Origin of the sequence: Nocardia sp. NPDC006982, assembly GCF_042869435.1 — a bacterium.
In the GTDB taxonomy this organism is placed as follows: Bacteria; Actinomycetota; Actinomycetes; order Mycobacteriales; family Mycobacteriaceae; genus Nocardia.
The window spans coordinates 562,785-574,910 of sequence record NZ_JBIAFV010000002.1 but is presented as its reverse complement, the minus strand read 5'-3'; the positions used below and the strand labels follow the sequence as shown (position 1 = coordinate 574,910).

Genomic DNA, 12,126 nt, shown 5'->3' with positions numbered 1-12,126 from the left:
ACTTTAACCAGTTCCATGCGAACCAGTCAAAGCGGTTCCATACACTGGGTGCGTGCCTCTATTTCGTGAAGGATCCGGTCGAATCTGCCTCGATTACGTGCGGACGTTGCGCCACCGCGGCTCGCCCGCCGAGGCTGAGGAGTTGACCGATCCGGCGGCGCTGACGGCATGGGTTGCGCAATTCAGCCCCTGGGACCGGGTCGCCGCGACACCTGACATTCACGCCGTCGAGTCCGCGCGAACGTTGCGGGAGGCCATTTTTCGGGTGGTCGACCTGGCCCGCACAACCAAGGGCCCGGTACATCCGTCCGACCGGGACCGCGCCGTCATCAACAAGGCGGCGAGCCAACATGTTCCGATCCCGAGTCTCGACCGGCGCGGGGAATTGCAGTGGACCGCGCCCGACCCGATCGCGGCGGTCTTGGCGACAGTCGCCCGTGACGCACTGGATCTGGTCACCTCGCCGACCGCCGCCCGAATACGGCGATGCGCGGGCGAAAGCTGCCAGGCCTACTTCGTCGACCTGTCCCGCCCGGGAAGCCGGCGCTGGTGCTCGATGGATACCTGTGGCAATCGCGCCAAGAAGCGAAACCTGCGGGCCCGGGAAGCATCGGAGTAGCAGCGGCACCGCTATGGCCCAACCGAATTCGGCTGGCACTGCGGGTCGCGGTGACCCTGGGACTGCCGGATCGGCTTCTCGGCGACGGCGCTTGCGTCTATGGACTCGCGGTCGAACTCACCGTTGCTCGGTCGCGCTCGACCTCCTGCTGGGCCACCTCGCGACCCTCGGAGTCGTCGTACGCACCTCAGTCGGCTACCGGACGACCGAGTACGAGACAGACATGGTTTCAGCCACGGGCCATGTCGACAAACCGAGACAGATGCAACTGGTGTGCGACAGTAATAGTCGCTGTCGGGCCATTACGGTGTTTACCGACAATCAAGTCCGCCTCACCGCCGCGCGGGTCATCGCGTTCGAACGCATCCGGCCTATGTAAAAGAATCACCATATCGGCATCTTGTTCCAAACTATTATGGAGATTTATTCCATTTGCCACAAAATTATGCGTTTCAACGACGGTGCCATCATAGACATCTTGTTCGCCCAAGCTAGTGATTTCAACGATTTTGTCCCAGAACACGTCGTTAGTTGCGAGCATATCCATCTCGGCGTCCTCGAGAACCGTCGCAATCCTGGCGAGCTTCGCCCGCCCCGGTGCGTGCTTCCACTTCGATTCGCAGAATCGGGAGCCGATCGCCTGTCCAAAGTCCTGGTGGGTAATTTGCTTGGCAGCCAAGAGATCTCGAACCTTAAACCACACCTCCTTCGGAACAGTGTCGGAACCTGGACGTGGAGCGATTGAAGCGAGATGACTGAGCACCGTACGTGCACTCTCACCTCGGTTGCCGTGCACGCCGACATCACGGAGAAACGGGATCTGATTCTCTACTCGATCTATGTACAAGTGCCAACAATCGCGGTACCCAGCTTTTGGCACGCGAGTAATTCGCGAATGTACGCCGAGCCGCAGGAGCAATTGTGCGACATCATCTACCAAACGGCGGCTCGTAGATGCGTAGTAAACCCGGCCGACGTTGACTTTGCTATCCCAACGGACCGACCCGTCGGTCGCCCAGAGGTGGCGCAAAAATAGCGCGATCTGGTCGTTGGGGAGGGCGAATACTTGCTGGGGGATGAACTTCTCGTAGCTGCGCAAGCCGAACAGACCGAGCTCGTCCAACCATGCGGCGATGGGATTGCGCTTGCCGTGGGTCAGCCGGCCCGGAGCACGCAGTCGCAATGTTGTGACACGGGCCGCGGCATACTCGTCACGAACTGCGGTGACGCCGAAGTGAGTTGCCGCTTCAGTGACCGCGGTGAGATTCTCCTCATCGATGCTGGCATAGCGGATCGGCTGTCGTTTCACGCATGAGCCGTCGCCGATCATGTGCGCCAACAGAATTATCTCGGCGTTCGCCATCCGGGTCGTATGCACCGGTTCCGGTACCAAACGCGGAGTCGCGATGCGATCGCCAGTGGCCAACTTCTCCAGCGCGATCCAGCCGTCGACGGTCAGGAACGGGTGGTTGCCGGTCGCCTCGACTTCACGCCCGGAGGCGAGTCGCAAACGGAATACTTCTTTTCGACCGCTCGGGAACACCTTCACCATCGGGCGCGCCACCATCCGCATCCGCTCGTCCAGCGACCAGACGAGCGGTTGCTCACCGCTGGCAAGCAACTCACCGAGAGTCGTCTCACCGCCGGTGTCGGCGCGCAGAATTCGAGTCGATGCAGGCATGCAACCGGATTCGCGCAGGTCGGAGACCATGGGGCGCTTATCGGTTCGCTGTTCGGGACCACGGTTCAGCTGACTGATCGCGATTACCGGGACCTCGAGTTCCTTGGCGAGAAGCTTCAGGTTTCGCGAGAAATCCGAGACCTCCTGCTGTCGGGATTCGACCTTTTTACCCGAGGTCATCAGCTGGAGGTAGTCCACCACAACGAGTTTCAGGTCGTGGCGTTGCTTCAGCCGCCGTGCCTTGGCGCGAATCTCCATCATGGTGAGATTGGGCGAGTCATCGACGAACAGTGGCGCTTCACTGATCTCGCTCATCCGCCGAGCCAGTTTCGTCCAATCGTCGTCACTCATGCGTCCGGAACGCATATCGCCCAGCTTGATCTTCGCCTCGGCCGACAGCAGACGCATGACGATTTCGGTACGGCTCATTTCGAGCGAGAAGATCACGCTGGCCAGGCCGTGCTTGATCGAGCAACTGCGCATGAAGTCCATGCCCAGGGTCGAATTGTGAGTCGGCACCATCGTCGGGCCGGCGAGGTACAGGTGGTCGGCATTGTCCACCTCGACACATCGGACGGGGACGGTGTCGATCTTTCGAACATCCACAATGTGCCGGGCGTTCGAAAGAGCGGTGGTCGGCACGAGATGGTTCGGGCTGTCGTCCGTGAGATGCACGCTGTGGACGATTTCCCCGGTTGTTCGTACGGCGGCGACGCGAGCACCAGCTGACCCGGCAATGGTGAGCCACTGATGTTGCTCATCGGCGACGATCACCGTGCCGTCGGAGAATTCGACCTCGTAGCACGGCCTTTCGGCCAGCACCTCGGTGGCCGCCACGACGCGGGTTGGGCGGCCCGTGGTGTCAAGGAGTTCATCGCCGACTCGGACTTCGCCCATGGTGGTCCAGCCGGTTGGGGTGGGCAGTGGGGTGTCCAGGGCGAGGGCCTTGCCGACGCCGGGGCGGGCGGCGACGATGATCATTTGGCCGGGGTGCAGGCCGTTGGTGAGTTCGTCGAGTTCGGTGAAGCCGGTGGGGACGCCGAGGGAGATGCCGCCGCGGGAGGCGATGGAGTCGATTTCGTCCATCGTCGGCTGCAGGAGTTCCTCGAGGGGGAGGAAGTCTTCGGTGGTGCGGCGCTCGGTGACCTCGTAGACCTCGGCCTGGGCGCGGTCGACGACCTCGGCGATGTCCTGGCCGTCGGCGCCCGCGTAGCCGTATTGGACGATGCGGGTGCCTGCCTCGACGAGGCGGCGCAGAATCGCCTTCTCGGCAACGATTTCGGCGTAGTAGCCCGCATTGGCGGCGGTGGGGACGGTCTGGGTGAGAGTGACCAGATAGGGCGGGCCGCCGATGCGCTTGAGTTCGCCGCGGCGGTCCAGACCCGCGGACACCGTGACCGGGTCGGCGGGTTCGCCGCGGCCGTAGAGATCGAGAATGGTGTCGTAGACCGCTTGGTGGGCGGGGCGGTAGAAATCGCCAGGGCGCAGCACCTCGACGACGTCGGCGATCGCGTCCTTGCTCAGCAGCATGCCGCCGAGCACGGACTGCTCGGCCGCCATATCGTGCGGGGGCTGCCTGCCGAAGTCCTCACCGGGCGGTTCGGGCGGATAGTCCGTATGCCCGCGGTCATCGGTGGTGGTCACCAGACTCGACCGTCCTCTCTCGCCACTTGCAGGCCGCTCGAAAACGCCTACCCGCCGACCCTATTGATCATTGGTTGTACTCCCGGGCTACGACACATTCGGCAGCGCACCGCGGTCGAGTGGCCTCATCAGAGGGTCTCACCTGCGGTTCCAGCAAACCGCCGCGGCAGTTGCCGAATCATGCCGTTCCGGGTGGTGCGTGCATGATGCTGCGACGAACCTAGGCGACCCGGAGGGCAGTCGCCAAACCGCAATGTGCACATACCTGTGGATAAGTTGGGGACTGTTTACCTGGCGTTGTGCACCCCCTGTGTACAACTTGGGGAAAACCCAGGTCACGCCGTTCAAACACGCTGATAGATATCGATTTCTTGATCTATCCACGTGTGGATGAATCAAGTGCGGCGTGTCGGTCTAGTTGAACAGCCGGGCGTGTTGTAGGTAAACAGCGTGTTCCGCGACTATGGCCTAGATCACATTGCGTCCGGTTGGTTTTCTTGGCGATCCACAAGCTGAATAACCGGTGGTAGAGCCGATAGCAGCGGGGTGTCGAGAATGGTCCAGATCACCGTTTCGCCCTTTCGCAAACAATTGGCTATTTCAGCGAAAGGCATAACTCACCCAGGCCCGACCAATATGGGATCGATGCCGCACAGTCGAAAGCCACCCTTGTGCCGGAACACAAGAGTGGCCTTCGAATGAACTCAGTTAGCCGCGACCTGCAGGTCGAACTTCGCGACGACATCGGGGTGCAGGTGCACCACGACGTTGTGCTTGCCGACCGACTTGATGTGCGACTTCGGCAGCTCGATGCTGCGCTTGTCGACGACCGGGCCGCCGGCCGTCTTGATGGCGGCGGCGACGTCGGACTGGGTGACCGAACCGAACAGCTTGCCGGTGCCAGCGGTCTTGACCGACAGCGAAACCGCCGCCAAGCCCTCGATGGCCTGCTTCAGCTCGTTGGCGTGGTCCAGGTCGCGCACCTTGCGCGCGTCCTGCGCCCGACGGATGCCCTCGACCTGCTTCTGCGCGCCACGGGTGGCCACGATCGCCAGGCCGCGCGGCAGCAGGTAGTTGCGGCCGTAGCCGTCCTTGACCTCCACGGTGTCACCGGGGGCACCGAGGTTGTCCACATCAGCAGTAAGAATCAACTTCATTGCGATGCCTCCCTTCTCAGCGAGCCGTCGACACGTAGGGCAGCAGGGCCACCTCACGCGAGTTCTTCACGGCAACGGCGACGTCGCGCTGGTGCTGCACGCAGTTGCCGGTGACCCGGCGAGCGCGGATCTTGCCGCGATCACTGACGTACTTCCGCAGCAGGGCGGTGTCCTTGTAATCGATATTGACGGTGCCGGACTTGGCTTCCTTGCAGAAGGTGCAAGCCTTCTTCTTCAGCACCTTTTCGCGCGCGGGCGCTTTAGGCATGGTTACTCCGTAATCAATGATGGCCCAATGTCATTCAGGCCGATGTGAGCCGTTCTCAGAACGGCGGTTCGTCGTCTACGCGGCTGCCCCCGAAGGAGCCCGCCGCGGGTGCGCTGCCCCACGGGTCGTCGTCGGCGCCGCCGGAACGGCTGCCGCCACCACCACCGGCCGGAGCGAAGTTGCCACCGCCGCCGCCGGAACCAAAGCCGCCGCCGCCCCCGCCGCCGCGACTGGCCTTGGCGACCTTCGCGGTGGCGTAGCGCAGCGAGGGACCGACCTCGTCGACCTCGAGCTCGACGACCGTGCGCTTCTCACCCTCGCGGGTTTCGTAGGAGCGCTGCTTCAGTCGTCCGCTCACGATCACACGGGCGCCTCGGGTCAGGCTTTCGGCGACATTCTCCGCAGCTTCACGCCAGATGTTGCAGCGCAGGAAAAGCGCTTCGCCGTCTTTCCATTCGTTCGAATTACGGTCGAACACGCGGGGCGTCGATGCGACGGTGAAATTCGCCACCGCCGCGCCCGCGGGCGTGAATCGAAGTTCGGGATCGGCCGTCAAGTTTCCGATGACGGTGATGACCGTGTCGCCTGCCATGTGGTTCCTCCTGCTCGGTATGCAGTCCGCAGTGCACTCGCTTTGCGCTAGAGCCTAGAGACAGGCACCGACGCAATCGAGAGTCACTTGCCGTGGCGCAGAACCTTGGTGCGCAGCACCGACTCGTTGAGACCCAGCTGGCGGTCGAGCTCGCTCACCGTGGCGGGCTCGGCGGTCAGATCGACCACGGCGTAGATGCCTTCGGCCTGCTTGGCGATCTCGTAGGCGAGCCGGCGGCGGCCCCAGATGTCGACCTTGTCGACCTTGCCGCCATCGGTCTTGACGACGCTCAGCATGTTGTCCAGCGACGGACCAACAGTGCGCTCGTCCAGGCTCGGATCGAGGATGACCATCACTTCGTAATGACGCACGGACCAATCACCTCCTGTGGACTAGGAAACGGCCACGGACGGTCCGTGGCAGGAGGGTCGTTGCGTCAGCAACCCGACAAGGCTACATGAACGCCCGTTGAGCAGCGAAATCGATGCCTGAGGCAGTGCCCATATGGTCATTGGTGGGGGGAAGCACGGGCGTCGTCGCACGGCGCGGCCTAGGGTGGTGCCCATGCCGACCGGACTCGCCACCCGCGACAGGATCGTCGGGGGTGTGACGCGCAGCGCGGCCTTGGCCGCGGTGGTGGTGTTGCTGTGCGGGCTCACGTTGGCGCTGGCATATGCGAACAAGGCGCGGTGCGCGGGTGCGCCGTTCGCCGAGAACGGTCGCAGTGCGGTCTTCGATGTGATCAAGGATTCGGACGTCTGTTATTCCGATATCCAATTCCTGTGGCTCGGTCGCGATATCGATCAGCACGTCTTTCCCTACGTCGATGGCGGCATCACCGCTGACGGCACGCTGACCGGTGGCGCGGTCGAATATCCGGTGCTCAGCGGCGTGCTGATGTGGCTCGGTGCGGTCGGCGCCGATAATGACGCGGAATTCCTGCTGCATTCGGCATTGCTGTTGGCGCCGTTCGCCTTGTTGACCGCCTGGCTGCTGGTCCGGCTGGCCGGGCGGGCGGCGCTGCTGTGGGCGGCAGGCCCGCCGCTGGTGCTCTACGCCTTCCACAACTGGGAGCTGCCCGTGGTCTGCACGGCGGTCGCCGCGGTGTACGTGGTGACCGCGCTGACCCGATATTCGCTTCGGACCAGGGGAATTCTAGCCGCTGCGCTGCTCGGTATCGGGTTCTGTCTCAAGCTGTATCCGGGCATCTTCGTGCTGCCGTTGCTGGCTTATGTGCTCACCGGCGGTCAGCGCGATATGGATGATCCGACGCCGACTCGATTCGATGTGCGCGGTGCGCTGCAGACCGCCGCCGCGGCCGTCGGCACGGTGGTCGTGGTGAATCTGCCGTTCGCACTTGCCGGTTACGACGGCTGGCGCGCATCGATCACCTTCCAGCAATTGCGCCAAGCCGATATCACCACGAATTCCATTTGGTACTGGGGACTTCGACAGCTTTTCGGTCAGGATGCCGACGGCGAGAGCGCATTTCAGCATGCGGTATCGATTGCCTCGCCGACTCTGGTACTGACCTCCTTCGCGCTGGCGATGTGGTTGGGCTGGAAGCGATTCACGATGACCGGCACCTTCCCGTGGATCGGGGTCAGCGGCGCGATGCTGTGCGGATTCCTGCTGTTCCACAAGGTGCATTCGCCGCAGTACACGCTGTGGTTGGTGCCGTTCATGGTGCTGCTCGAGGTGCCGTGGGCGGCGATCGGCGCGTATCTGATCGCCGACGCCGCGATCGGAATCGGCGTATTCCGGTATTTCTATTCGATCGGAACCGGAAATTCGGTGGATTCGATGGAGAACGTCGTGCAATTCGGCGTCTGGGGACGTGCCGCGCTGCTAGTGGTGTTCTTCTTCCTGTTCGTGCGTGCGATACCGCGCGGATTCCGACCCGAACCGCCGCGGATACCCCGATTCGAACCCGGCAGCCTGGTCCCGGTGGGCTAGCACGAACCGGGTCAGTCGGCGTGTCTCGCGCGGAACGCGGCGCTTTTGGCGCGGTTGCCGCAGATGGTCATATCGCACCAGCGGCGTGACTTACCGCGTGAGGTATCGAGGTACAGCCGCGTGCATTCGACGCGGCCGCATTCTTTGATCAACCCTCGCTCCGGCCCGCCGAGCATTTCGATCGCGGACCGGGCGATCGCGGCGAGTGCGGCGTCCGAGTCGCCGTGGCGGCTGATCGTCGCATCGGCTTGCAAAGTTAGTCCGGGGAGTTCGCCGCCCGCGAGTTCGTTGACGATCTTGCGGTCCGCATCCGCGAACGGCTCGTCACGGGTCGCGGCCAGGGCTAGTCGGTAGCCCGCCTCGCGCAGACGCACGGCTCGGTCGAGTGTCGCCGCATCGCAGTGTGGGGAGGTGTCGAGGAGGTCGGCGGCGAGCAGCCATTCGTCCAGATCCGCCGGGGTGGTGAGTAAATCGTCGAACGTCGTGGCACGGGCCTTGACCGTGCTGGCGAAGTCCAGGGCGAGGTTACCGCTGACGAAGGCGAACACTCCCTCATAGTAACCGCCTTGACAGGTTATGTGCAGAGGTGCGACCTTAGTAACTGACTTAGGTGGTTATTCATCGATCGAGGAGTGCGCGTGAAGACGCTGGACCCGCTGTTCCGAGCGACCGACAAGCCCTCCCTAGCGGCAGGCATGCAACCACTGTTCGTCGTGCTGTGGAGCAGCGCCTTCATCGCCGGGGTCATCGGTGTCGGTGCGGCACCGCCGATGATGGTGCTGTTCGCGCGCTTCGCCATCGCCGCGGTCCTGCTCGCGGTGTACGCCACCGTGATTCGCGCGAGTTGGCCGAGCGCAGGCCAGCTCAAACATGTCGTCATCGCGGGTCTGCTGATGCAGATCGTGCAGTTCGGCGCGTTCTACACGGCGATGAGCCTGCATGTTTCGGCCGCCATCATCGCCTTGGTGCAGGGACTCAATCCGGTCGTCATCGCTTTGCTGGCCGGATTCATCGGCGAAACCGTTACGGCGCGACAGTGGTTCGGCTTCGGCATCGGTGGTGTCGGCGTCGGCTTGGCCGTACTCGACCAATCGAGCATGTCAGTGGTCGGCCTGCTGCTGTGCGTGATCGGCTTGCTCGGCCTCAGCGTCGGCACGATCTACCAGAAACGCTTTGTACCGCAGGTCGATTCGCGCGCCACCACCGCCATCCACATGGCGGCGAGCGCGCCGATAGCGGGCGTATTGGCTTGGGGCACCGGTCAATTGCACATCTGGGATGCGACGCGATTCGCGGAATCGCTCACCTGGATGGTGCTGGTCAATTCGATGGTCGCATTCCTGCTGCTGAATGCGATGCTGAAGCGTTGGGAGGCAACGCGAGTCGGGCGTCTGTTCTTCGCGACTCCCGCGGTCACCGCCGTGCTGGCCTGGCTGTTCATCGATCAGCCGCTGCGGCCCCTCGCCGCCGCCGGACTCGGCGTCGGACTGATCGGCATGGTGTTCGCCGCACGCCGCCCGACGCCCGCGGCCGATCAGCGGCAGCCGGTGCCCGTCCGCTGAATTACTTCTTGGCGGCGTGCCAGTTCATGCCCCAGTTGTACGCCTCGTCGATCGCACTCTGAGCACCGTTGATGTAGTTCACTTCTCGGTGCACAGTGATGCCCGAGCCCTGATTCTGCAGCAGGGCGATCGCACAGGATCGCGCACCGTCCACGGGGGAGTCCAGCCGGACTTCGATCTGCGGACCGGAGGTGGGGAACAGCGTCACCACACCGTCGGCCGCGGCCCAGTTCGGCACGCCCTCGTAGATGAAGGCGAAGATCAAAATGCGCCGGAACACCTCGGGCCGAGCGAGATTGATGTGCATATTCTCGCCGCCCGCCAATGCGCCGCTGCGGTCGTCGCTGTCGAGTCGGATGAACGGCTCGGATTCCAGTGCGCCGAAATTATTGCCGACGGCCTGCACCACACCCTTTGCGCCGCTCGACAATTCGTACAGGCAGCCCAGGTCCAGGTCGATGGCCTTGGCGCGGCGGAAAAACCCCTTCGGACCACTGGACCAGTTCAGATTGACCCGCATCGTGCCCTGCTGATCACCGGGTTTGGTCAGGGTGATGCTCGGCGTGGCCTTCGACAAGGTCACTTTGGACAGGTTCACGCCCGGAGTTTCGTTCGACATCGCAATCTCCCCCCTCGGAAAAGAGAAGCGGCAGCGGCTAGGACGCCGCTGCCGCTCGAGTTCTTCGGCTACCCGCCGGAATTCAGGCTACCGGGGTGACCTCGCGCGCGCTCTCCACTTCGTCGGTATCCTCGCGCCGATTCCGAATGATGCTGGTAATGAACGCCGCGCCGATGAACGCCACGCCGACGAGACCGGTGACGATCTCGTTGATGTGCACGCCGATCGAGACGAACAGGATGACCGCCAGCGCGCCGATCGCCCAGTGCGCGCCGTGCTCCAGGTACACGTACTCCGACAGCGTGCCCTTGCGCACCAGATACACGGTGATCGAACGAACGAACATGGCGCCGATCAGACCGAGGCCGAGCGCGATGATGATCGGGTCGGAGGTAATGGCGAAGGCGCCGATGACACCGTCGAAGGAGAACGACGCGTCGAGTACCTCGAGGTACAGGAACAGGAAGAACGCCGCCTTACCCGCGGCCTTGACCAGCTGGGACGGACCGCCGTCCGCGGATTCCTCGAACTCCTCGGTGTGGAACAGCGAACCGAGGCCGTCGACCACGATGTAGGTGATCATGCCGAGCAGACCCGCGACCAGGACGGTGGCGCGCTCTTCGTCGCCCGCGATGAATTCCGCGGTGAGCACCAGACCGATACTCGCGACGACCACCGAGAGCATGTCCAGCTTGCCGAGCTGGGCCAGCGGCTTCTCCAGCCAGGACAGCCAGGTGATTTCGCGTTCCTCGAAGATGAAGTTCAGGAACAGCAGCAGCAGGAACATGCCGCCGAACGCGGCGATCTGCGGATGCGCGTCGGTGAGCAGCTTCTCGTAGCTAGGGCTGCCGTCCGCGAAGACCAGCGCGTCATCGGCGGGCGGGTTGAGCGCCAAGTCGAACGCCTTGACCGGGTTCAGGCCCGCGGTGATCCAGACGATCGCCAACGGGAAGACCAACCGCATGCCGAAGACGGCGATGATCACGCCGACGGTGAGGAAGATCCGCTGCCAGAACTCGTTCATCCGCTCGAGCACAGTGGCGTTGATGACCGCATTGTCGAACGACAGCGAGACCTCGAGCACACCGAGGATGGCGGCCAGCGCCAGTGCTGTCGGCCCGCCGTACAGGAATGCCGCGACGAGTGATATCACCGTGACAACGATGGACATGCCGAATATGCGCAGGACCACGCGGAGACCCTTTCCGTGCGGCGGTCGAATGTCTGTCCGAGCGCGCCTTTGCCGATGTAATCCGAGGGCCGTACCAACCCGCGGTCGCGATGATGGTTCCAGCGTGGTCGCGGAACCGTCGATTGTCCAACGGAGCGGCGAGGCGAATCGTTCCGTGACATGCGAGCAGGGGGCCCGTCGCCGAGCCCCCTGCTGGATCCTTTCGAGCGACCTGCAAGCAGTCGCTACGGGAAGACCAGTACGTCTTAGACGTTCACACCGTAGTCACGGGCGATACCCGCCAGACCCGAGGCGTAGCCCTGGCCGATGGCGCGGAACTTCCACTCGGCACCGTTGCGGTACAGCTCGCCGAAGACCATGGCCGTCTCGGTCGAGGCGTCCTCGGACAGGTCGTAGCGGGCCAGTTCGGTGCCGTTGGCCTGGTCGACAACGCGGATGTAGGCGTTGCGCACCTGGCCGAAGGACTGCTGGCGGGTGTCCGCGTCGTAGATCGAGACAGGGAAGAAGATGCTCTCGATGGTCGGCGGGGTGTTGGCCAGGTCGACCTTGATCACCTCGTCATCGCCTTCGCCCTCACCGGTCAGGTTGTCACCGAGGTGCTCGATGGAGCCCTCCGGCGACTTGAGGTTGTTGAAGAAGATGAAGTGCTTGTCGGACACGACCTTCTTGTCCCCACCGGTCGCGATCGCACTGGCATCCAGATCGAAGTCGGTGCCGGTGGTCGTACGAATATCCCACCCGAGCCCGACGGAGACAGCGGTAAGGTTCGGCGCTGCCTTCGTCAACGAGACATTGCCGCCCTTGGACAGACTGACACCCATGCGGGGTTCCCTTTC

The 12,126-nt window shown here is 63.3% G+C and carries 12 protein-coding genes; 3 read left to right on the top strand and 9 right to left on the bottom strand.

What is annotated here, in order from left to right:
• Window positions 1-52: 52 nt before the first annotated feature.
• Complete coding sequence (locus ACFYOW_RS11575; RefSeq protein WP_387286883.1) at window positions 53-619, top strand: CGNR zinc finger domain-containing protein; 567 nt, start codon at window positions 53-55, stop codon at window positions 617-619.
• A gap of 229 nt (window positions 620-848) precedes the next feature.
• On the opposite strand, the gene ACFYOW_RS11570 is transcribed toward ACFYOW_RS11575, so the two are convergent.
• The 5 genes from ACFYOW_RS11570 to rpsF all read right to left on the bottom strand — a co-directional run bounded on the left by ACFYOW_RS11570 (window position 849) and on the right by rpsF (window position 6,332).
• Window positions 849-3,944 carry a replicative DNA helicase gene (locus ACFYOW_RS11570; protein WP_387286881.1) on the bottom strand — a complete coding sequence of 1,032 codons (3,096 nt, stop codon included), beginning with the start codon at window positions 3,942-3,944 and terminating at the stop codon, window positions 849-851.
• 704 nt (window positions 3,945-4,648) lie between these two features.
• Window positions 4,649-5,101: a 50S ribosomal protein L9 gene (gene rplI, locus ACFYOW_RS11565; RefSeq protein WP_387286879.1), complete on the bottom strand. Its 453-nt coding sequence runs from the start codon at window positions 5,099-5,101 to the stop codon at window positions 4,649-4,651.
• Between the two features lie 16 nt (window positions 5,102-5,117).
• Window positions 5,118-5,369, bottom strand: coding sequence for a 30S ribosomal protein S18 (rpsR, locus tag ACFYOW_RS11560; RefSeq protein ID WP_040697505.1), 252 nt, complete (start codon window positions 5,367-5,369; stop codon window positions 5,118-5,120).
• Window positions 5,370-5,424: 55 nt separating this feature from the next.
• On the bottom strand, window positions 5,425-5,961 hold the full coding sequence (locus tag ACFYOW_RS11555; RefSeq protein WP_357473651.1) for a single-stranded DNA-binding protein: 537 nt from the start codon (window positions 5,959-5,961) through the stop codon (window positions 5,425-5,427).
• 83 nt (window positions 5,962-6,044) lie between these two features.
• Entirely contained in the window at window positions 6,045-6,332 is a 288-nt protein-coding gene (rpsF, locus tag ACFYOW_RS11550) for a 30S ribosomal protein S6 (protein WP_040697500.1), read from the bottom strand.
• Window positions 6,333-6,525: 193 nt separating this feature from the next.
• Here rpsF and ACFYOW_RS11545 point away from each other — a divergent pair, with 193 nt between their 5' ends.
• Window positions 6,526-7,917: a hypothetical protein gene (locus ACFYOW_RS11545; protein WP_387286877.1), complete on the top strand. Its 1,392-nt coding sequence runs from the start codon at window positions 6,526-6,528 to the stop codon at window positions 7,915-7,917.
• 11 nt (window positions 7,918-7,928) lie between these two features.
• Here ACFYOW_RS11545 and ACFYOW_RS11540 read toward each other — a convergent pair whose 3' ends face one another.
• Window positions 7,929-8,465: a CGNR zinc finger domain-containing protein gene (locus tag ACFYOW_RS11540; RefSeq protein WP_387286875.1), complete on the bottom strand. Its 537-nt coding sequence runs from the start codon at window positions 8,463-8,465 to the stop codon at window positions 7,929-7,931.
• Between the two features lie 90 nt (window positions 8,466-8,555).
• Between ACFYOW_RS11540 and ACFYOW_RS11535 the strand changes: the two genes are divergently transcribed.
• Complete coding sequence (locus ACFYOW_RS11535; RefSeq protein ID WP_387286873.1) at window positions 8,556-9,479, top strand: DMT family transporter; 924 nt, start codon at window positions 8,556-8,558, stop codon at window positions 9,477-9,479.
• 1 nt (window position 9,480) lies between these two features.
• On the opposite strand, the gene ACFYOW_RS11530 is transcribed toward ACFYOW_RS11535, so the two are convergent.
• The 3 genes from ACFYOW_RS11530 to ACFYOW_RS11520 form a co-directional block, all read right to left on the bottom strand.
• Window positions 9,481-10,098, bottom strand: coding sequence for a Tellurium resistance (locus tag ACFYOW_RS11530; RefSeq protein ID WP_387286871.1), 618 nt, complete (start codon window positions 10,096-10,098; stop codon window positions 9,481-9,483).
• A gap of 82 nt (window positions 10,099-10,180) precedes the next feature.
• Window positions 10,181-11,290 (bottom strand): DUF475 domain-containing protein, encoded by a 1,110-nt coding sequence (locus ACFYOW_RS11525; protein WP_387286870.1) that lies wholly within the window; start codon window positions 11,288-11,290, stop codon window positions 10,181-10,183.
• A 245-nt stretch (window positions 11,291-11,535) separates the two neighbouring features.
• Window positions 11,536-12,111, bottom strand: coding sequence for a TerD family protein (locus tag ACFYOW_RS11520; protein WP_063042648.1), 576 nt, complete (start codon window positions 12,109-12,111; stop codon window positions 11,536-11,538).
• Between the last annotated feature and the right edge of the window lie 15 nt (window positions 12,112-12,126).

What these genes read in the sequence shown, in the direction of transcription:
- rplI (WP_387286879.1), bottom strand. Translation starts at nt 5,101, where the DNA reads ATGAAGTTGATTCTTACTGCTGATGTGGACAACCTCGGTGCCCCCGGT.
- rpsR (WP_040697505.1), bottom strand. Translation starts at nt 5,369, where the DNA reads ATGCCTAAAGCGCCCGCGCGCGAAAAGGTGCTGAAGAAGAAGGCTTGC.
- ACFYOW_RS11555 (WP_357473651.1), bottom strand. Translation starts at nt 5,961, where the DNA reads ATGGCAGGCGACACGGTCATCACCGTCATCGGAAACTTGACGGCCGAT.
- ACFYOW_RS11545 (WP_387286877.1), top strand. Translation starts at nt 6,526, where the DNA reads ATGCCGACCGGACTCGCCACCCGCGACAGGATCGTCGGGGGTGTGACG.
- ACFYOW_RS11530 (WP_387286871.1), bottom strand. Translation starts at nt 10,098, where the DNA reads ATGTCGAACGAAACTCCGGGCGTGAACCTGTCCAAAGTGACCTTGTCG.
- ACFYOW_RS11520 (WP_063042648.1), bottom strand. Translation starts at nt 12,111, where the DNA reads ATGGGTGTCAGTCTGTCCAAGGGCGGCAATGTCTCGTTGACGAAGGCA.